A 21,754-nucleotide genomic window follows, 5' to 3' on the forward strand; every position below is an offset into this window, starting at 1 on the left:
CGGGACGGTGTCGCCGCACCTGTCGCGCCTGCGCTACGCTGCCGGCCAGCCACCCCGCACTGGACTGGATACCCTGATGGCCCGCTACGAAATGCTCAACAACATCGCGCATCGGGACCTGAGGGTCGCCACCGGATTCGGGCCGCAGTTCGGCGATGCCGTGGGCATGGTGCCGGCCTATCCCAGCGAGTTCGCTGAACTGCAGCGTGAGTATCCGATCTTCCTGCGCAGGGATACCGGGACGAAGGCGTGGCAGTCCGTGGCCCTGCTGGGTTTCGAACAACACGAGAACCTGTTCCTGCAGGACGGGCGCTGGAATGCTTCCTACCTGCCAGGCGCGGCGGCCAAAGGGCCGTTCCTGATCGGCTTCCAGGAGCACTACGTGGATGGCGTGCTCACCCAGGATGCGGTGATGCACGTGGACCTGGACCATCCGCGCGTCACCGCCGGCGCCGGTGAGCCGGTGTTCCTGCCGCAGGGCGGCAACACGCCCTACCTGGACCACATCGCCGGCGTGCTGCGCGGCATCCACGAGGGCAGTGCCTTCGCGGCCAGTATGTTCACGATGCTCGACGACTGCGGGCTCATCCAGCCGGTCACGCTCGATGTGCAGCTCGCGCCGCACCACCGGGTGAGCGTGAGCGGATTGCACGGCATCGACCGCGAGCGCCTGGCTGCGCTGGACAGTCCACGCCTGGCTGCGTTGAACCGCGCCGGTTACCTGGAGGGTGCGTACCTGATGCTTGCCTCGCTGCATAACATGCGCCGCCTGATCGCCGAGAAGCAGCGCCGTCTCCGCGTCCAGGACGGCACCGCGCAGGCGGCCAGGAACTGACCGGTGCAGGCCACCCTGCCGATGCGGATCCTGGAAGGCATCGATCCTGCCGCCTTGCCACTGGCTGACCTGGTGGAGGCCGGTGAGCCGGTCGTACTGCGTGGCATCGCCACCGATTGGCCACTGGTCCAGGCCGGGCTGGGCGGGGTGCAGGATGCAATGGCGTACCTGTGCAGCGTCGATGCGGGTGCACCCATCCAGTACTCTTTCGGCGGCGCCGAGATCGGGGGGCGCCCGTTCTACAGCGCGGACTTCACCCGGTTGAACTTCGAAGTGCGGCGCGGCGTGCTGGCCCAGGTGCTGGAAGAGATCGCCATGACGCTGCATGCACCGCAACCGCCCACTTACTACGTGGCCTCGCTGCCGATTGCGCGGGCACTGCTGCCGGCATTCGCGCAGGCCAACGACGCCGGTCTGGCCAAGCAGGGCATCGACGCCACCGCCAGCATCTGGATCGGCAACCGGGTGACGGCCTCGTGCCATTTCGACACACCCGACAACCTCGCCTGCTGCGCGGTGGGGCGGCGCGAGTTCACCCTGTTCCCGCCCGCCCAGATCGACAACCTCTATCCGGGCCCGCTCGATCCCACGCCGGGCGGACAGGTGGTCAGCGTGGTGGACTTCGAACAGCCTGACTTCGATCGGCATCCACGTTTCCGCGAGGCGCTGGCGCACGCGCGCAGTGCGGTGCTTGGGCCCGGCGATGCGATCTTCATTCCCAGCATGTGGTGGCACCATGTACGCAGCTTGGAACCGTTCAACGTGCTGGTGAACTACTGGTGGCGAAGCTCACCGGCCTGGCTGGGATCCGCGCTGGCGGCGCTGCACCACGCGATGTGGGCCGTGCGTGATCTGCCGGCGCGCGAAAAGCAGGCCTGGGAAGGGCTCTTCCGCTACTACGCATTCGGCCCTGGCGAGCGCGCGGGGCAGCACCTGCCTGACGCCGCGCGCGGGGATCTGGCACCGTTTGACGAGCAGCGCGCCCGCCGCATGCGCGCGATGCTGCTGGGCAGGCTCAACCGTTGAGAGAGGGCACCATGTTGGATACCCAGAGCACGCCTTCAGGGCGCATCCGCAAGGTGGTCATTGCCGGTGGCGGTACGGCGGGTTGGCTGGCCGGCTGCGCGCTTGCGCACCAGTTCCGTGACCAGCTGGAGATCACGCTGGTCGAGTCCGAGCAGATCGGCACGGTCGGTGTCGGTGAGTCCACTGTGCCGCCGATCCGCACCTTCCACCGCTTCCTGCAGATCGACGAGCAGGAGTTCCTGCGCGCGGTGGCCGGCACCTTCAAGCTGTCGATCTCGTTCGAGAACTGGCGCCTGCCGGGCGATCGCTTCTTCCATCCGTTCGGCACCATCGGCCATGGCACCTGGGCGGCCCCCTTCCATCACTTCTGGCTGGACAGCCTGCGCCGCGGCATGCCCTCGGACCTGGGCGACTTCTGCCTGGAGAGCATCGCCTCTCGTGGCGACCGCTTCTCGCTGCACACCCAGCCGCAGGCCAGCTATGCGTATCACTTCGATGCCGGGCTGTATGCGCGGTTCCTGCGCGGTAGGGCCGAGGCCCACGGCCTGCGCCGGATCGAAGGCCGGATCGCCCAGGTCAGGCAGCACGCGCACGACGGGTCGGTGCAGGCGCTGGTGCTGGACGACGGCCAGGTGATCGAGGGCGATCTGTTCATCGACTGCACCGGCTTCCGCGGCCTGCTGATCGAGCAGGCACTGGGCACCGGCTACGAGGACTGGCACGAATGGCTGCCGTGCGACCGGGCCGTGGCGGTGCAGACCGAAGCGGTGGCGCCGCCGGTGCCCTATACCCGGGCGATCGCCCACGAGGCGGGGTGGCGCTGGCACATCGCGCTGCAGCACCGCGTTGGCTGCGGGCTGGTGTATGACAGCCGCCATCTGTCCGATGACGAGGCCGCCGCGAAACTGCTGCGCGATGCCGGGGCTCCACCCTTGCGCGATCCATGGAAGGTGCCGTTCCGCAGTGGACGCCGGCTGAAGGCCTGGAACAGGAACGTGGTGTCGCTCGGGCTGGCCAGCGGCTTCATCGAACCGCTGGAGTCGACCAGCATCCATCTGACGATCAGCGCGGTAGTGCGCCTGATCCAGCTGTTCCCGTTCGACGGCATCAGTGCGTCGCTGGTGCAGCTGTACAACGATGTCAGCCGCCAGGAAATGGAGCACGTGCGCGACTTCATCATCCTGCACTACCACGCCACGCAGCGCAGCGAACCGATGTGGAAGGCCTGTCGCGAGATGCGCGTGCCCGAGTCCCTGCAGCAGCGGCTGCAGGCGTGGCGCGAGCGTGCGCATGCGTGGCAGGACCCCGGCGAGCTGTTCCGCGTCGAATCCTGGACCAGCGTGCTGCTCGGGCAGGGCATCGCGCCCGGTCCTGCGCACCCGCTGGCGCAGGCCGTGAGTGATGCCGATCTGCGCACCTTGTTGAAGGGCATGCAACGGCCTGTGCAGCAGGCCGCCGCGCAGATGCCGGCGCAGGCGGAGTTCATCGCGCAGTACTGCAGGTCCGGCGTGGACGTGTGGCGTTCGACGGCAGCAAGCGCGTAGCAGGCTTTTGCGTTGCAGCACGCTTTTTCCGCTGCAGCTGGTTACAGTGCGGCAACACCGCTGGCGATGACGCGCGCGGTGGCAACGAGGGGGTCGGACACCACGCCCCCTTTTTGAGTCCACGTAATGTTAGCGCTACCTTTTTGTTGATCGGAGGCGGTTTCGATGGGTCTGGTTGCAGGGATCGATGCAGGGACGCAGAGCCTGAAGGTGCTGGTCTATGACCCGCAGAAGCAGGCGGTGGTGGCCTCGGCCGGCGCGCCGCTCGCGCTGGACAGCGGTGCCGACGGCAGCCGCGAACAGGCGCCGGCCGACTGGGTGTCGGCCCTGCGCGACTGCTTTGCCCGGATCGATCCCTCGCTGCGCGCACGCATCGTTGCGCTGGCGGTATCGGGCCAGCAGCATGGATTCGTGCCAGTTGACGATGATGGCCAGGTACTGGCGCCGGCCAAGCTGTGGTGCGACACCAGCACCTCGGTCGAATGCATCCAGATCATGGAGGCCGTGGGCGGGTTCCAGCGGACCATCGCGCTGGCGGGCAATCCGATCCTGGCCGGCTACACGGCCTCCAAGCTGCCCTGGACCCGGACCCACCGTGCCGACGCCTATGCGCGGCTGGCGACCATCCTGCTGCCACACGACTACCTGAATTTCGTGTTGACCGGGCAGCGGTTCTGCGAGCTTGGCGATGCGTCCGGCACCGGCTGGCTGGACGTGCGCACACGCACATGGTCGCAGGAACTGCTGCGCGCAACCGATCCTGATCGTGATCTTGCTGCCTGCCTGCCGCCGATCGCTGCGCCCGATGCCCTGTTCGATATCGCGCCGAAGGCCGCGGCCGCGCTCGGGCTTGCAGCGGCGGTGAAGGTGGCCGTTGGCGGCGGCGACAACATGATGGCAGCGATTGGCACCGGCTGCGTCACGGAAGGGCGGCTGGCGATGAGCCTGGGAACCTCCGGAACGCTGTTTGCGTATTCCGGCTCGCCGGTGATCGATCCGGATGGCGCGTGGGCGGCGTTCTGCTCGTCCACGGGGGGCTGGCTGCCGCTGATCTGCACCATGAACTGCACCGTGGCCACCGAACGCGTGGCCAGCGCCTTCGGTTTCAGCAGCCGCGACGGCGACGCGCATCTTCGCGCAACGCCGCCGGGGGCAGGGGGCCTGGTGATGCTGCCGTTCCTCAATGGCGAACGTACCCCTGACCTGCCGCTCGGCAAGGGTGTGCTGGCTGGCCTGGATACCGCCAATTTCACCCCGGCGCATGTCTACCGCGCCGCCATGGAGGGCGCGACCTACAGCCTGAAGTACGGCTACGACGCCTTTGTCCGCGCAGGCATGCAGTTCGATCGCATCGTGCTCACCGGCGGTGGCAGCAACAGCGCTGCCTGGCGTCAGCTGGTGGCCGATGTGTTCGGCCTGCCGGTGGAGGTCCCGATGCAGGCCGAAGGCGCGGCGTTTGGTGCGGCGCTGCAGGCGCTGTGGGCGCTCGCCCGGGCGCAGGGAGAGGCCACGTCGATCAGCGACATCACCGCGCGCCACGTCACCGTCGATCCCGCGCGCTCCGCACGCCCGGATCCGGACCACAGCGATGCCTATGCACGGGCCTACGCACGCTTCCTCAGCCATCTTGATGCCATCACGCCACTGCAGCACGGCTGATGGCTCCTCCACGACATCCCGCACAACGACAGGAGCACGCACCATGAGCACGCAGCCCTTCATCGGCGCCAAGGAATACTTCCCCGGCGTCGGCCGCATTCCGTTCGAGGGCAAGGGCTCGGACAATCCGCTTGCCTTCAAGGTCTACGATGCCAGCCGGGTCATCGGTGGCAAGACCATGCAGGAGCATCTGCGCTTCGCCGTGTGCTACTGGCACACCTTCTGCAATGCCGGGCACGATCCGTTCGGCCCGGGCACCCGGCAGTTCCCGTGGGAGGCCGCCTCGCCACTGGCCACGGCAGAAGCAAAGGTGGACGCAGCGTTCGAGTTCTTCACCAAGCTGGGGGTGCCGTACTGGTGCTTCCACGATATCGACCTGGCGCCGGATGCCGACGACATCGCCCAGTACCAGAAAAACCTCTCGCATATGGTGGGCCTGGCCAAGGCGCGCCAGGAGGCCACCGGCGTCAAGCTGCTGTGGGGCACGGCCAACCTGTTCTCGCACCCGCGCTACATGAACGGCGCATCGACCAATCCCGACTTCGCGGTGGTCGCGCGTGCAGCCGTACAGGTCAAGGCCGCCCTGGAGGCCACGGTCGAACTCGGCGGCGAGCACTACGTGTTCTGGGGCGGGCGCGAAGGCTATGCGTCGCTGGCCAATACCCAGATGAAGCGGGAGATCGAGCATTTCGCGCGCTTCCTGACCATGGCACGCGACTATGGCCGCAGCATCGGGCTGAAGGGCAACTTCCTGATCGAGCCCAAGCCGATGGAGCCGATGAAGCACCAGTACGACTTCGACAGTGCCACGGTGGTGGGCTTCCTGAAGGAACACGGGCTGGACAAGGACTTCAAGCTCAACATCGAGGCCAACCACGCCACGTTGTCCGGCCATACCTTCGAGCACGACCTGCAGGTCGCGTCCGATCATGGCCTGCTCGGCAGCATCGATGCCAATCGCGGCAACGCACAGAACGGCTGGGACACTGACCAGTTCCCCAGCGATCTGTACGACACCGTGGGCGCAATGCTGGTCGTGCTGCGCCAGGGCGGGCTGGAGGGCGGGTTGAACTTCGATGCGAAGGTGCGCCGTGAGTCGACCGACCTGGAGGATCTGTTCATTGCCCATATCGGCGGCATGGATGCGTTCGCACGCGGGCTGGAGGTTGCCCATGCACTGCTGACCGAGTCGCCGTGGGAGCAATGGCGTGCGCAGCGCTACGCAAGCTTCGATTCCGGCGCCGGCCAGGATTTCGAGCGTGGCACGCTCAGCCTGCCGGACCTTGCGGCACTGGCCGCCCGCCTCGGCGAGCCGCGCCAGGCCAGCGGCAAGCAGGAGCGTTACGAAAACCTGCTCAACCAGTACCTGCTGCGCTGAGCGCGGCCACGGTGCACTCAAGGGGATGGGGATGAACCAGGCAGCGGGCAGCGGTGAGAACACGCGGCTGATCGTACTGATCAGCGTGGTGGCGACGATTGGCGGTTTTCTGTTCGGCTTCGACAGCGGCGTGATCAACGGTACCCAGGATGGCCTGCACCAGGCGTTCCGGTCCGGTGAATGGATGCAGGGGTTCGAGATCGCGTCGATGCTGCTGGGCTGTGCGGTGGGCGCGTTCAGTGCAGGCCGGCTGGCCGATCGCCTGGGCCGCCGCAACGTGCTGATCCTGTCGGCAGTGATGTTCCTGCTGTCGGCACTCGGTGCCGGGGCGGCGGTCTCGTCGGCCTGGTTCATTGCCGCGCGGGTGGTGGGTGGATTCGCGGTCGGCGCGGCCAGCGTGATCTCGCCGGCCTACATTGCGGAGGTCGCTCCGGCCCGTTACCGCGGACGCCTGGCTACCGTGCAGCAGATCGCGATCATCACCGGGCTCACCGCCGCGTTCCTGTCCAACTACCTGCTGGCGGCCGCAGCGGGCGCGTCGACCGAACCGCTGTGGGGCGGGCAGGCCGCCTGGCGCTGGATGTTCTGGATGCAGGCCGCGCCATCACTGGTGTTCCTGCTGCTGTTGCTGACCATTCCGGAGAGCCCACGCTACCTGGTGGTGAAACGACGCAAGGACGACGCGCTGCGGGTGCTGACCCGGCTGCTGGGCAGCGACAAGGCCAGGGCCACGCTCGAGGAGATCGATGCCTCGCTGTCCAACGACCATCATCGCCCGCGACTGTCGGACCTGAAGAGCACGCTGACCGGGCGGATCCGCCCGATCGTGTGGGTCGGCGTCGGGCTGGCCTGCTTCCAGCAGCTGGTCGGCATCAACGTGGTGTTCTATTACGGCGCCGTGCTGTGGCAGGCGGTCGGCTTTTCCGAGAACGATGCGCTGCTGATCAACGTGCTGTCCGGCGCACTGAGCATCGGCGCCTGCGTGGTCACCGTGCTGCTGATTGACCGGATCGGCCGCAAGCCCCTGCTGTGGTTCGGCTCGGCCGGGATGTCGCTGTCGCTTGCACTGGTGGTGGTGGCTTTTGCCAGCGGTTCGCTGGCCGACGGGCACCTGCAGCTGCCCGGCCGCATGGGCACGCTGGCGCTGGTGGCGGCCAATGCCTACGTCGTGTTCTTCAATCTGTCCTGGGGGCCGGTGATGTGGGTGATGCTGGGCGAGATGTTCCCGAACCAGATCCGGGGTTCGGCACTGGCGGTCGCCGGCGCGGCGCAGTGGACCTCCAACTTCGTGGTCACGGTGACGTTCCCGATGCTGCTGGCCGCGGCAGGGCTGGCAGCCACCTACGGCATCTACCTGGCCGCTGCCGTGATCTCGGTGATCTTCGTCGTCCGGCATGTGCACGAGACCAAGGGCAAGGAACTGGAGCAGATGGAAGGATGAGCGCCATGACATCGCAGACCTTCGTAATCCGCAGCGGCGCGCTGGTCGCCGCACTGATGCTGGGATCGCTCGGCTGCCGCGGCCAGGACCGGGCTGCCGCCGCCGCAGCCAACGACAACGATCCCTGGCCGGAGGTCACCTGGCCGCTGGCTGCGGACCCGGCACTGGAGAAGCGCATCACCGACCTGATGGCCGGCATGACGGTGGAGGACAAGGTCGGCCAGCTGGTGCAGGGTGACATCGCCAGCGTCACCCCCGATGATGTGCGCCGCTACCGGCTCGGCTCGATCCTGGCCGGTGGCAACTCCGATCCCGGTGGCCGCTATGACGCGTCGCCGGCCGAATGGCTGGCGCTGGCCGACGCCTTCTACGACGCCTCGATGGACACTTCGAAAGGCGGCAAGGCCATTCCGCTGCTGTTCGGCATCGATGCCGTGCACGGGCAGAGCAACATCATTGGTGCCACGTTGTTCCCGCACAACATCGGGCTGGGCGCCACGCGCAATCCGGAGCTGCTTCGGCAGATCGGTGGCATCACCGCGCTGGAGACCCGCGTCACCGGAATGGAATGGACGTTCGCGCCGACCGTTGCCGTACCCCAGGACGATCGCTGGGGACGCACCTACGAAGGCTACTCCGAGTCGCCGGACGTGGTTGCCAGCTATGCCGCCGCCATGGTGGAGGGATTGCAGGGCAGGGTGGGAACGCCGGAGTTCCTCGATGGCCGCCATGTGATCGCCTCGGTGAAGCACTTCCTGGGCGATGGCGGCACCACTGACGGCAAGGACCAGGGCGACACCCGCATCAGCGAGTCAGACCTGGTGCGCATCCACGCCGCCGGATATCCGCCGGCAATCGCCGCCGGCGCGCAGACCGCGATGGCGTCGTTCAACAGTGTCAACGGCGAAAAGATGCATGGGCACCGGCATTACCTCACCGATGTGCTCAAGGGCCGCATGAACTTCGGTGGCTTCGTGGTGGGTGACTGGAATGGTCATGGACAGGTCAAGGGCTGCACCACCACAGACTGCCCGGCTACGATCAACGCAGGCCTGGACATGGCGATGGCCTCGGACAGCTGGAAGGGGTTCTACGAGACGACGCTGGCTGCGGTGAAGGATGGGCGGATCACGCCGCAACGCCTGGACGATGCGGTGCGCCGGATCCTGCGGGTCAAGTTCCGCCTTGGGCTGTTCGAGGCCGGCAGGCCATCCACGCGGGCCGTCGGCGGGCAGTTCGCACTGATCGGCGCGCCGGCACATCGCGCGGTTGCCCGGCAGGCCGTGCGCGAATCGCTGGTCCTGCTGAAGAACCAGAACGGCCTCCTGCCGCTGTCGCCGAAGCAGCGGATCCTCGTGGCCGGCGACGGTGCCGACGATGTCGGCAAGCAGGCCGGCGGCTGGACGCTCAACTGGCAGGGCACGGGCACCACCCGCAAGGACTTCCCCAATGCGGACACGATCTACGAGGGCATCGCGCGCCAGGCCAGCGCGGCGGGTGGTGAAGCCGTGCTTTCCGTCGACGGTCGCTATGCAGTGAAGCCCGACGTGGCGGTGGTGGTGTTTGGCGAGGACCCCTATGCCGAATTCCAGGGAGACCGGCCGACGCTGGCCTACAAGCCCGGCAACGAAACGGACCTGGCGCTGCTCAAGCGGCTCAAGGCCGATGGCATACCGGTTGTCGCGGTCTTCCTGAGCGGGCGGCCACTTTGGGTGAACCGGGAAATCAATGCCGCCGATGCCTTCGTGGCTGCATGGCTGCCGGGTTCGGAAGGCGCCGGCATTGCCGATGTACTGCTGCGCGGAAGCGATGGCCGCGTGCAGCACGATTTCAAGGGCAAGCTCAGTTTCAGCTGGCCGCGCACCGCCACCCAGTACGCCAACAACGTGGGCCAGAAGGACTACGATCCGTTGTTTGCGTTCGGCTTCGGCCTGACCTACGCCGACAACGGCGACCTGGCCGCGCTGCCGGAAGCATCAGGCGTGAGCGGCAACGAGGGGGCGACCGGCGTGTTCTTCGCGCGTGGTGACGCAGGCCCTGGCATGGCACTGCGGCTCGAGGATGCCGCTGGCCAGGGCCTGACCGTGACCCGCGTACCGGACGCATTGCCCGATGACCGGCTGAAGATCACCGGCGTGGATCATCTGGCGCAGGAGGACGGGCGACGCCTGGCCTGGTCGGGCAATGGCGAAGCCGCCGCGGCACTGCAGTCGCACACGGCGTTGGACCTGCGGCGTGAATCGAACGGCGACCTGATGCTGCTGACCACGCTGCGGGTGGACGCAGCCCCGAAGGGTGAGGCGTGGCTGTCGGTCGGTTGCGGCGCGAGCTGCTCGGCACGCATCGCCATCGGGTCGTCGCTGGCGGCGCTTCCACAAGGCCAGTGGAAGCGTGTCGGCGTGCCGCTGAAGTGCCTGGCCAGGGCGGGTGCAAGGATGGACGCGATCGACCGACCGTGGTCGGTGGTGACGGGCGATGCGATGACGATCTCCGTGTCACGCGTCGCGCTGGGTGCGCTGAACGAAGCCGAGGTCACCCTCGGATGCGGAGCATGATGCCTGCGCTACCGCCGCCGGGGCGGCGCGGCGACCGAATCGCGTGCGATCAGCCGATGCGGCATCACATGATCGCGCAGCACCGTTGCGTCCGCCGCCGGACGGCGGATGGTGCGCAGCAGGATGTCGACGGCCGCGTTGGCCATCGAGGCGATGGGCTGGTGGATCGTGGTCAGTTCCGGCCACACGGTGGTGGCGGCCGAGGTGTCATCGAAACCCACGACCGACAGGTCGCGCGGCACTTCCAGCCCGCGCCGGTGCGCGACGGAGATGGCGGCAGCGCCCATGTCGTCGTTGCTGGCGAAAATCGCGGTCGGTGGGCGGCGTTGGGACAACAGCTTTTCGGCGGCAGCCAGGCCGGACCGGTAGGTGTAGTCACCGTGCTGGACCAGGCCAGGCTCCACCGCCAGCCCGGCCTCGCGCAGGGCGGTGACGAAGCCGTCGTAGCGGAGCGCACTTGCGCTCAGGTCATCGCGCCCACGGATGAAACCGATGCGGGTGTGTCCCTGCCGAAGCAGGTGATCGGTCATTTCCTTGCCGGCACTGAAATCGTCGATGCGGACGCAGGACAGGGCCTCGCTCAGGCGCCCCGATGCGATGGCCACGACCGGAATGCCTGCCTTGACCAGTTCGCTTACGGCGGCCTGCGATTCGCACAGGGGTGGCGGCAGGATCACCCCGTCGACGCGTCCGGCGAGCGCACGCGCCGCCTTGCGTTCGGATTCGGCATCCAGGTTGTCCCAGTAGTCGATGACCAGCTGGATGGCGGAACTGGAGGCGACGCGCAGCAGGCCCACCAGCAGTTCGCGCAGGTAGGCGCCGCTGGGGTTGGTGTAGATCAGCGCAATGCGCGTGTGCTGTGCGGCGGCCAGCGAACTGGCGGCAAGATTGGGTGTATAGCCGAGCTCACGCACGGCGCGCAGCACGCGTTCGCGGGTGACGTCGCGCACCTTGCCCTGGTTGATCACCCGCGACACGGTCATCGGCGAAACGCCGGCAAGGGCCGCAACCTCGTCGATCGTCACGCCTGCGGTTCTGCGGCGAACCGATTTCTTCGGCTTGTCCAATGCACGATCCCTTTGTTCTTGGTGGCGCTGCCGCGCGGGTGCGAAGGACGATGATGCGCTGCCCCGGGCCCGAACGTAGTTTACAAAGGCGCATGTTAACGCCGTTGTTGCGTGCTGTCGGCACGCGCCTGTGCGGCGTGCTCGCACTGCTGGCCTGTGCTGGCGGGGCACGGGCGGAGGATGGCTACAGGCTGTGGATGCGCTACCAGCCGGTTGCCACAACGGTCGCTGCCGTCTACCGGCGGCAGCTGGCCGAAGTGGTGGCCCCGGATGGCACGCCGATGCAGCGCGCCACCCGCGACGAGCTTGCGCGGAGCCTTTCTGGATTGCTGGGAACGGCCCCACCAATGCGAACGGCAATCACTACTGACCATGCCCTGGTGCTGGGTACGCCGCAGTCTTCGGCGCTGGTTGCCGCGTTCGGCAACGAGATCGCCACGTTGGGCGACGAGGGCTTCCTGATCCGGCAGGTCCGGACCGGGGGGCGCGATGTGCTGCTGGTGGCGGCACGCCGGGATGTCGGCGTGCTGTATGGCATGTTCCACCTGCTGCGCCTGTTGCAGCGTGGCATGCCGCTGCAGGGCCTGAACGTGCGGGAGTCGCCGCGGGTCGCACTGCGCGTGCTCGACCATTGGGACAACCTGGACCGCTACGTCGAGCGTGGCTATGCGGGCAGCTCGCTATGGGACTGGCAGACGTTGCCGCAATGGCGTGACCCGCGCTACACCGACTACGCCCGTGCCAACGCTTCGCTCGGCATCAACGGCACCGTCCTCAACAACGTCAACGCCAGTGCGCTGAGCCTGTCGCCGGCCTATCTGGCCAAGGCCGCCGCGCTGGCTGACCTGTTCCGCCCCTATGGCATCCGCGTCTACCTGAGCGCACGCTTCAGTGCGCCCATCGAGCTCGGCGGCCTGGCGACGGCTGACCCGTTGGATCCCGGCGTGCGGCGCTGGTGGCGCGACAAGGTCGATGAGATCCATGCGCGCATTCCGGATTTCGGCGGCTTCCTGGTCAAGGCGAACTCGGAGGGGCAACCCGGCCCGCAGGATTACGGTCGTTCTCATGCCGACGGCGCCAACCTGCTGGCCGACGCGCTGGCGCCCTACAACGGCGTGGTGATGTGGCGGGCCTTCGTGTATTCGCACGAGGTCCCCGAGGATCGCGCCAAGCAGGCGTACAGCGAGTTTGTCGGGCTGGACGGCGCCTTCCGGCCCAACGTGATCGTGCAGGTGAAGAACGGCCCCATCGACTTCCAGCCGCGCGAGCCGTTCCATCCGTTGTTCGGCGCGATGCCACGCACGCCGCTGATGATGGAGCTGCAGATCACCAAGGAATACCTGGGCTTTGCGACGCACCTGGCCTACCTGGGAACGCTCTACGAAGAAGTGCTGCAGGCCGACACCCATGCCCGTGGCGAAGGGTCCACGGTTGCCCGCGTGGTCGATGGTTCGCTGGAGGGCCACGCACTGACCGGTATCGCCGGCGTCGCCAACATCGGCATGGACCGTACCTGGAGTGGCTCGCACCTCGACCAGGCCAACTGGTACGCCTTCGGCCGACTGGCCTGGAACCCGCAGCAATCCGCGCGTGCGATTGCCGAAGACTGGGCAGCGCTTACGTTCTCGCCCGACCCGCAGGTGACCGGCCCGATCGTGCGGATGATGATGGACTCGCGCGAGGCGGTGGTGGATTACATGACGCCGCTGGGCCTGCATCACCTCATGGCACGCGGCCATCACTACGGCCCCGGCCCCTGGGTGGACGGCGGCCCGCGTGCAGACTGGACGTCGGTGTACTACCACCGCGCAGATAGCAAGGGCATCGGTTTTGATCGCAGCGCCGGCGGGAGCAACGCCGTGGCCCAGTACGCCCCGCAGGTCGCCGAGGTCTATGGCGACCCCGAGCGGGTGCCCGAGTCGCTGCTGCTGTGGTTCCATCATGTGCCGTGGGATCACCGCATGCGCTCGGGCAGGACGCTCTGGGACGAACTGGTCGGGCGCTATTCGCGCGGCGTGCGCCAGGTGCAGTCGATGCAGGCGACCTGGGCCGGCCTGCGCGACCGGATCGATCCGCAGCGGCATCGGCACGTCGCGGCGTTCCTGCAGATCCAGCACGACGAAGCGCAATGGTGGCGTGACGCCAGCGTGGCGTACTTCCAGTCGCTCAGTGGCCGCCCGCTGCCCGCGGGCGAACAACCACCGCCGCATCCGTTGTCGTACTACCAGGCCTTGCAGTTTCCGTCCGCACCGGGGGATGGCCGATGAGCAGGTTCGGAGCGGTCGGGTGTGCGCTGTTGATGATGGCTGCGGCAGTGGTGGCGATGCCGGCCGCGGCGCGGGAAACGACGGGATTGCTGCATCCGCTGTTCAGCGATCACGCCGTCCTGCAGCGTGACCAGCCCATTGTGGTCTGGGGGCACGCAGGCCCTCTGCAGCCGGTTTCCGTGACGTTTGCCGGGCAGGCGGTAGGCACCCGGGCGGACGCCGCAGGCGGCTGGCAGGCAACGCTGCCCCCGGTGGCCGCAGGCGGTCCGCACACGCTGGAAGTAAGCGCCGGGACACGTCGGGAGATGGCGCGCGACGTGCTGGTCGGCGACGTATGGCTGTGCTCGGGCCAGTCGAACATGGAGTTGCCGGTGTGGCGCTCGCTCAACGCAGCCAGCGAGATCGCCGCAGCCACGATGCCACGGATCCGGCTGTTCACCGTGCCGCAGCACGCCGCCGTGCAGGCACGGGAGAGCTTCAACGGCAGCACTGCCTGGACATCGGCAACGCCTGATACGGTGCGCGATTTCTCCGCCACCTGCTTCTACTTCGCGCGCGAACTGCAGCGCACCGTCGACGTGCCGATGGGGCTGATCGAGGCGGCGTGGGGGGGCTCGCGGATCGAGGCCTGGACCAGCGTGGGTGCACTGCGAGGGCAGGATAGCCTGGACGAGGCACTCGATATCCTCGCGCGGTCTGCGCGTGATCCGCTGGAGGCACGGGCAGCCTGGGGCCGCTACTGGCAGCACTGGTGGGCCATGCGTGAAGGCGCGCTGCCCGGCGACGCACCTTGGCGCGCAGACACCGATGACGGCGGCTGGTCACGCGCACCGGCCGCGCTGGGGGCGTGGGAGCGGTGGAACGTGCCCGCGCTTGCCGATTACAACGGTATGGTCTGGTATCGCACGCAGGTGGTGCTGAGCGCTGAACAGGCTGCACGCGGCGCGACCCTGGAGCTGGCATCGGCCGACGAGGCGGACGTGACCTGGGTGAACGGCGTCTGCGTGGGCAGCCAGTACGGCACCGGCGAGAGGCGCTACCCGTTGCCCAGCGGCCTGCTGAAGGCAGGGTCCAACAGCATTGCGGTCAACGTGCTCGACACCTACGGTGAAGGCGGCCTGGCTGGCCCCGCCACGGCATACGGCCTGCAGTTCGACAACGGTGAGCGGGTGGCACTGCAGGGTCCGTGGAAGTACCGGGTGGCGCCGGGCCAACAGGCGCCGCCATTTGCCCCCTGGCAGGCCGCCACCGGGTTGTCGACGCTGTACAACGGAATGATCGCACCGCTCGGCGGTTTCGGGTTGCGCGGCATGCTGTGGTACCAGGGTGAATCGAACACCGGTGATGGTGCGGCATACGCTGCGCGGTTGCGTGCGCTGCGCGAGGATTGGCGGCGTCAGTTCGGTGCGCGCACGCCACTGCTGCTCGTGCAGCTGGCCAGCTATGGCCAGCCACCGGTTGCGCCCGCCGACAGCGGTTGGGCGCAGGTGCGCGAGGCGCAGCGGCGCGTCGCAGCCGAGGATGCGCAGAGCGGGCTCGCCATCGCCATCGACATCGGCGATGCCTACGACATCCACCCGCCGAACAAGCAGGAGCTCGGGCGCCGCCTGGCGCGCATGGCCCGCCACGTGGTGTACGGCGAGCAGGATCTGGCACCGTCAGGTCCGCGGGCGGTCACGGCCGTGCGGACGCCCACGGCCGTGGCCATTGCGTTCGAGGATGTCGAAGGCGCGCTCACCGCAAGCGGTGCGCTGCGTCCGATCGGCTTTGAACTGTGCGAGGCCAAGGGCCATGCGCGCCACTGCGAGTACGCCGACGCCGAACTGGATGCGCGCCGGATCCTGCTGCGAGGCCCGCTGTCCACGCGCGCAACGCATGTCCGCTACTGCTGGGCCGATGGCCCGGTGTGCACGCTGCGCGATCGCAGCGGGGCGCCGGCCGGCCCGTTCGAACTTCCCATTGCCGAAGCCGAGGCCCGACGATGATGACGTTGTCTACGCAGTCCCCTGTGGCCCGCGACAGGGCCGGCCTGAGATCCATGGCGCGCCAGCTGCTGGCGGCAGTGTTCCTGCTGTCGGCCGCAGCCGCCCGGGCCAGCGCGCCGCCGGACGCTCCGCCGGTGTACTTCGACTGGTTCGAGTACCGCGGCAATGACCAGGCGTTTGAAGTGCCGCTGCCGGCCGGGCACTACCGCAATCCGGTACTGGCCGGCTTCCATGCCGATCCCAGCATCGTGCGCGCGAACGGCCGGTTCTATCTGGTCAATTCCAGCTTCACCTACTTCCCGGGCATTCCGGTGTTCGAGAGTGCTGACCTGGTGCACTGGAAGCAGATCGGCAATGTGATTGACCGCCCCACGCAGTTGGATTTCGACGGGCTGAGCGTCTCGCGCGGCATCTTTGCCCCCACAATCGAGTACCACGACGGGGTCTTCTACGTGGTGACCACGGCCACCGACAGCGGCGGCAACTTCATTGCCACTGCGCGCGACCCGGCCGGGCCGTGGTCCGATCCGCACTGGCTGCCCGGCATTGATGGCATCGATCCATCACTGTTTTTCGACGACGACGGCAAGGTGTACCTGATCAACAACGATGCACCGCCCGGTCCGCCGCGCTACGACGGGCACCGCGCCATCTGGATGCAGCAGATCGATCTGGCGGCATTCAAGCCGGTCGGGCCACGCCGGGTGCTGGTTGATGGAGGCGTGGAGCCAGCGAAGAATCCGATCTGGATCGAGGGACCGCACATCTACAAGCGGGAGGGCTGGTATTACCTGTCCGACGCTGAAGGGGGTACCGGGCCGCAGCATTCGCAGGTGGTGCTGCGCAGCCGCGCGGTGTGGGGACCCTACGTTGCCTATGCGGGCAATCCGATCCTGACCCAGCGCGAGCTGCCGGACGACCGTCCGCTTCCGATCACCAATGCCGGCCACGCCGACCTGGTCGAAGGCCCGGATGGCTCGTGGTGGGCGGTGTTCCTGGCCAGCCGCAACTATCAGAAGCGCCACTACAACACCGGGCGCGAGACCTACCTGTTGCCGGTGCGATGGCAGGATGGCTGGCCGCAGATCCTGCCGACCGACCAGGCCATTCCCTACGTGGCCGAGGCGCCGTCATGGATGCAGGGCGAGGCATCGCAGGCCCCGTCGACCGGCAATTTCGTGGCGCGCGACAATTTTGATGGCCCAGCGCTCGATCGCCAGTGGCTGCGCGTGCGCGTGCCCAGGCATGCCTGGGCTGACCTGCACAAGCGCCCCGGCATGCTGGCCGTGCACCCGCTTGCCGAGGATCTGGACACGTTGCGCAATCCGGCATTTCTCGGCCGGCGCCAGCAGCACCTGCGCTTCGAGGCGAGCACCGCGATGACCCCGCCAGCCCCCGGTGTCGCCGCCGGTCTGGCGGCGTTCCAGAGCGAGGCGTACTGGTACTTCCTCGGCGTTCGTGACCTTGGCGGGGGGCGCCTCTCGCTCTTTCTCGAAGCGCGTGACGGGGGGGGCAGCACGCGGACGCTGGCCAGCCATGACGTGCCGGCGTCTGCAGCGCTGCGCCTGAAGATTGCCGGCAACGAGGGCGACTACGCGTTCTCGTTCGACATCGGCGACGGGCAGGGCTGGCAACTGCTCGCAGGCGAGGTGGACGGCACCGTCCTGAGTACGGACCGGGCAGGCGGCTTCGTGGGCGCACTGCTGGGTCCTTTCGCGCGCGACGAGCGCACCGGGAGAAGCAAATGAGGCTGTCGATTTCGTCCAAGGCCCGCCGCCGTACCTGGCGCGGTGGGATCGCCCTGTTCGTACTGACCTGTGTGGCGGCCGCCGCGTCCGCGGCTGCGCCGCGGCCCTGGCTGGACGTTTCGGCCAGCTTCGAGCAACGGGCCGCGGCACTCGTCGCGCAGATGACGCTGGAAGAGAAGGCCGCGCAGATGCAGAACGCCGCGCCGGCGATCGAACGGCTGGGTGTGCCCGCCTACGACTGGTGGAATGAGGGGTTGCATGGCGTGGCACGGGCAGGGCAGGCCACGGTGTTTCCGCAGGCAATCGGCCTGGCCGCGACCTTCGATGTACCGTTGATGGGGCAGGTGGCCACGACCATCAGCGACGAGGCCCGCGCAAAGCACCACCAGTTCCTCCGCGAAAGCGCGCATGGCCGTTACCAGGGCCTGACCTTCTGGTCGCCGAACGTCAACATCTTCCGCGACCCGCGCTGGGGTCGCGGACAGGAGACCTACGGCGAGGATCCCTACCTCACCGCGCGCATGGGCGTGGCCTTCGTACGCGGCCTGCAGGGCGACGACCCCGTCTACCGCAAGCTGGACGCCACCGCCAAGCATCTGGCCGTGCACAGCGGACCGGAGGCCGACCGCCATCACTTCGATGCACGCCCCAGCCGGCGCGACCTCTACGACACCTACCTGCCGGCGTTCGAGGCGCTGGTGAAGGAAGGCGAAGTGGATGCGGTCATGGGCGCCTACAACCGCGTGTACGGCGAGTCCGCCAGCGCCAGCCGCTTCCTGCTGCGCGATCTGCTGCGACGCGACTGGGGCTTCAAGGGCTACGTGGTCTCGGACTGCTGGGCCATCGTCGACATCTGGAAGCACCACCGTATCGTCGCCACGCGCGAAGCCGCCGCGGCGCTGGCGGTCAGGAACGGCACGGAGCTGGAATGCGGCCAGGAGTACGCAACGCTGCCTGCGGCAGTGCGCCAGGGGCTGATCAGCGAAGCGGAGATCGACGATGCGGTAACCCGCCTGTTCACCGCACGGATGCGCCTGGGCATGTTCGATCCGCCGGAGCGGGTGCGCTGGGCGCGCATTCCGGCCTCGGTGAACCAGGCGCCGGCCCATGATGCGCTCGCGCTCAAGGCCGCGCAGGCATCGCTGGTGCTGCTGAAGAACGATGGCATCCTGCCGCTGTCGCGCGACACCAAGCGCATTGCCGTGGTTGGACCCACCGCCGACGACACCATGGCGCTGCTCGGCAACTACTTCGGCACACCGGCCGCGCCGGTCACGATCCTGCAGGGCATACGCGAGGCGGCCAAGGGCGCTGAGGTGCGGTATGCGCGTGGCGTGGACCTGGTAGAAGGGCGCGACGATCCCGGTGCAACGCCGTTGATCGAGCCGACCTTCCTGCGGCCCTCGGCGGACTCGCCCGAGCGCGGCCTGCGCGGCGAGTACTTCCGCACGCCCGACCTGTCTGGCACTCCGGCCCTGGTGCGGACCGACGCGCAGATCGGCTTCCGCTGGGACCGGGGCTCGCCGACCGACAACCTGCTGGCACGCGGCGAAGCGGCACCGGGGCAGGGGATTCCCAACGACCGCTTCAGCATCCGCTGGAGCGGCCAGCTGCTGCCCCCCGTGTCCGGTCGCTACCGGCTGGAGGTGGCCGGCGATGATGGCTACCGTCTGTACCTTGACGGGAAGCGTGTGATCGATCACTGGGTGAACACGGATCGCCTGCATGCCGAGGGTGTCGAACTCGACCTGCAGGCGGGGCGTGCCTATGACCTGAAACTGGAATACTACGACGACCAGCGCGATGCCGGCGTGCGCCTGGGGTGGCGCATGCCCGGTGCCAAGGCGCCGTTCGATGAAGCGCTCGATGCCGCACGCGAGGCCGATGTGGTGGTGTTCGTCGGTGGACTCACCGGCGATGTCGAAGGCGAGGAAATGACGGTCAACTATCCCGGCTTTGCCGGTGGCGACCGCACCGACCTGCGGTTGCCCGCGCCGCAGCGCACGCTGCTGGAGGCCCTGCACGCTACCGGCAAGCCGGTGGTAATGGTACTCACCGGCGGCTCGGCCATCGCCGTGGACTGGGCGCAGGCGCATCTGCCGGCGATCCTGATGAGCTGGTACCCCGGGCAGCGCGGCGGCACCGCCGTCGGCCAGGCGCTGTTCGGCGATGTCAATCCCGCCGGCCGTTTGCCGGTCACGTTCTACCAGGCCGGCGAAGCAATGCCGGCATTCGACGACTACGCCATGGAGGGCCGCACCTACCGCTACTTCCGCGGTACGCCGCTGTATCCGTTCGGTCACGGTCTGTCGTATACGCGATTCGACTATGGAACGCTTCGCCTCGATGCAGACAGCCTCCGCGCCGATGGCCGCCTGGGCGTGGCGGTGGATGTGGCCAACGCAGGCACGCGCAGCGGTGACGAAGTGGTACAGCTGTACGTGCGGCGCGAACACGCCGCTGGCGGTGATGCCGTGCAGGAACTGCGCGGCTTCCAGCGGGTCCATCTGGCTCCGGGCGAACGCCGCACGGTGACGTTCACCCTGCAAGCAGCGCAGGCCCTGCGCCACTATGACGAAGCGCGTGCGGCGTACGCGGTGCAGCCCGGTGCCTACGAGGTCAGGGTAGGGGCGTCCAGTGCCGATATACGTGCGCAGGGCAGGTTCACCGTGGTGCCCGCGCATGACTGATCGCCCTCGTTGGCATCGATTCCCCTTCGACCAGATCCCTTTTCCAGGACGTCCGCTGCATGGCAAGCACTGAACACGCGCTGTCGGTTCGCGAGAAGCTCGGCTACAGCCTGGGCGATCTCGCTGCCAACCTGATCTTCCAGACCCTGATCACCTACCTGGCATTCTTCTACACCGACGTCTACCGCCTGCCAGCTGCGACCGCGGCCACGATCATCTTTGTGGTCGGCCTGCTGGGTGCGTTCGTGTTCACGCCGTTGATCGGCATCGCGGCCGACCGAACGTCCACCCGCTGGGGCCGCTTCCGCCCGTGGATCCTGTGGACAGCCATCCCCTTTGGCGTACTGTCCCTGCTGGCGTTCAGCACCCCGGACCTGGGCGAGCGCGGAAAGGTGATCTATGCACTGGGCACCTACGCGCTGCTGGTCTGCGTTTACGCCGCGAACAACCTGCCGTACTCGGCGCTGAGCGGCGTGCTGACCGGCAGCATGGCGCAGCGCAACAGCCTTTCGGCTTACCGCTTCGTGGCCGTGATGATCGCGCAGTTCATCATCCAGGTGCTGCTGATGCCGCTGGTGCTGATTCTGGGTGACGGCGACCGGGTGCGCGGCTTCGAACAGGTCATGACCGCCTTCGCACTGATCGGAACAGTGTTCTTCCTGATCACCTTCGCCACCACCCGCGAACGCATCGTGCCGACGCGCGAGCAGACCGGCGGCATAGTGCAGGACCTGTCGGACCTGCTGCACAACCGCCCGTGGCAGGTGATGCTGGCGCTGACCGTGCTGGTGTTCATCAACCTGGCGTTGAAAGGCGGCACCTACATCTATTACTTCCAGTACTACATGAGCGAAGCGGCACTGGCCGGCTTCCTGGAAAACTCAGGCTTCAACGGCCTGATCCGTGCATTGAATGGCGCCCTCGCCAGCGCCGGCTTCGCGGCGTTCACCTGGCCGAAGGACGCGGCCACCTCGGCGTTCAGCCTGTTCAACGCGTGCGGCATCCTCTGCATGATCCTGGGTATTGGTGCATCGCGGCGGCTGGCGGATCGCTTCGGCAAGCGCGATGTCTTCGGTGGCGCCTTGTTTGTTTCGACCCTGTTCCTGCTGGCCTTCTACCTGTTCCCACCCACGGCGGTGGCGGTGGCGTTTGCAGCCTTCATGCTGCATGGCTTCTGCTATGGCATCACCATCCCGTTGCTGTGGGCGATGATCGCCGACGTCGCGGACTACTCAGAGTGGAAGAACCATCGAAGGGCAACGGCGATCATCTTCTCGGCGATGTTGTGCGGGCTGAAGATCGGCCTCAGTGTCGGCGGCGCGCTGGTCGCCGCGATCCTTGCCCACTACGGCTACCAGGCAGGCCTGGTGCAGCAGCCTGAGGCCGTGGTGCAGGGCATCCGCCTGACCGTAAGCGTCTATTGCTCCCTTCCGTTCCTGCTCGCCGTGGCGCTGCTGTTCTTCTACCGGATCGACAAGCGCGCGGAAACCCGCATCGAGCAGGATCTCCACCTGCGTCGCCGTTCCGCCGACGCCTCCGCGTAACTCCAAGATGACAAC

The 21,754-nt window shown here is 67.6% G+C and carries 13 protein-coding genes; 12 read left to right on the plus strand and 1 reads right to left on the minus strand.

Annotated elements, in window-relative coordinates:
* The first annotated feature begins 76 nt into the window (after positions 1 to 76).
* The 7 genes from AC5P74_RS09540 to AC5P74_RS09570 all read left to right on the plus strand — a co-directional run bounded on the left by AC5P74_RS09540 (position 77) and on the right by AC5P74_RS09570 (position 10,438).
* Entirely contained in the window at positions 77 to 835 is a 759-nt protein-coding gene (locus AC5P74_RS09540; RefSeq protein WP_346607247.1) for a SapC family protein, read from the plus strand.
* Between the two features lie 3 nt (positions 836 to 838).
* Positions 839 to 1,861 (plus strand): cupin-like domain-containing protein, encoded by a 1,023-nt coding sequence (locus AC5P74_RS09545; protein WP_346607246.1) that lies wholly within the window; start codon positions 839 to 841, stop codon positions 1,859 to 1,861.
* 11 nt (positions 1,862 to 1,872) lie between these two features.
* Complete coding sequence (locus tag AC5P74_RS09550; protein ID WP_171956991.1) at positions 1,873 to 3,405, plus strand: tryptophan halogenase family protein; 1,533 nt, start codon at positions 1,873 to 1,875, stop codon at positions 3,403 to 3,405.
* A 165-nt stretch (positions 3,406 to 3,570) separates the two neighbouring features.
* On the plus strand, positions 3,571 to 5,064 hold the full coding sequence (gene xylB / locus AC5P74_RS09555; protein WP_346607245.1) for a xylulokinase: 1,494 nt from the start codon (positions 3,571 to 3,573) through the stop codon (positions 5,062 to 5,064).
* A 43-nt stretch (positions 5,065 to 5,107) separates the two neighbouring features.
* On the plus strand, positions 5,108 to 6,442 hold the full coding sequence (xylA, locus tag AC5P74_RS09560; RefSeq protein WP_053496576.1) for a xylose isomerase: 1,335 nt from the start codon (positions 5,108 to 5,110) through the stop codon (positions 6,440 to 6,442).
* Positions 6,443 to 6,473: 31 nt separating this feature from the next.
* A complete protein-coding gene (locus tag AC5P74_RS09565) occupies positions 6,474 to 7,883 on the plus strand; it encodes a sugar porter family MFS transporter (RefSeq protein WP_005416600.1) in 1,410 nt (469 codons plus the stop codon).
* Positions 7,880 to 10,438 carry a glycoside hydrolase family 3 protein gene (locus AC5P74_RS09570; protein WP_346607244.1) on the plus strand — a complete coding sequence of 853 codons (2,559 nt, stop codon included), beginning with the start codon at positions 7,880 to 7,882 and terminating at the stop codon, positions 10,436 to 10,438. The genes AC5P74_RS09565 and AC5P74_RS09570 overlap by 4 nt, the downstream gene beginning before the upstream one ends.
* 8 nt (positions 10,439 to 10,446) lie before the next feature.
* On the opposite strand, the gene AC5P74_RS09575 is transcribed toward AC5P74_RS09570, so the two are convergent.
* Positions 10,447 to 11,505 carry a LacI family DNA-binding transcriptional regulator gene (locus tag AC5P74_RS09575; RefSeq protein ID WP_032954175.1) on the minus strand — a complete coding sequence of 353 codons (1,059 nt, stop codon included), beginning with the start codon at positions 11,503 to 11,505 and terminating at the stop codon, positions 10,447 to 10,449.
* A 92-nt stretch (positions 11,506 to 11,597) separates the two neighbouring features.
* On the opposite strand from AC5P74_RS09575, the gene AC5P74_RS09580 reads away from it, so the two are divergent.
* From AC5P74_RS09580 to AC5P74_RS09600, 5 genes are read left to right on the plus strand one after another with little or no spacing between them, the layout of a single operon-like run.
* Entirely contained in the window at positions 11,598 to 13,772 is a 2,175-nt protein-coding gene (locus AC5P74_RS09580; protein WP_346607243.1) for an alpha-glucuronidase family glycosyl hydrolase, read from the plus strand.
* Entirely contained in the window at positions 13,769 to 15,757 is a 1,989-nt protein-coding gene (locus tag AC5P74_RS09585; protein ID WP_428986907.1) for a sialate O-acetylesterase, read from the plus strand. The genes AC5P74_RS09580 and AC5P74_RS09585 overlap by 4 nt, the downstream gene beginning before the upstream one ends.
* A 53-nt stretch (positions 15,758 to 15,810) precedes the next feature.
* On the plus strand, positions 15,811 to 17,505 hold the full coding sequence (locus tag AC5P74_RS09590; protein ID WP_346607242.1) for a glycoside hydrolase family 43 protein: 1,695 nt from the start codon (positions 15,811 to 15,813) through the stop codon (positions 17,503 to 17,505).
* The gene (locus tag AC5P74_RS09595; protein ID WP_346607241.1) at positions 17,502 to 20,195 is read left to right on the plus strand and encodes a glycoside hydrolase family 3 protein; all 2,694 of its coding nucleotides are present in this window, start codon (positions 17,502 to 17,504) and stop codon (positions 20,193 to 20,195) included. Before AC5P74_RS09590 ends, AC5P74_RS09595 begins: the two co-directional genes overlap by 4 nt.
* A 59-nt stretch (positions 20,196 to 20,254) precedes the next feature.
* Positions 20,255 to 21,739: an MFS transporter gene (locus AC5P74_RS09600; protein WP_065186401.1), complete on the plus strand. Its 1,485-nt coding sequence runs from the start codon at positions 20,255 to 20,257 to the stop codon at positions 21,737 to 21,739.
* Positions 21,740 to 21,754 lie beyond the last annotated feature (15 nt).

The sequence above is a fragment of the Stenotrophomonas sp. YJH_SMC_94-11 genome (assembly GCF_059370435.1).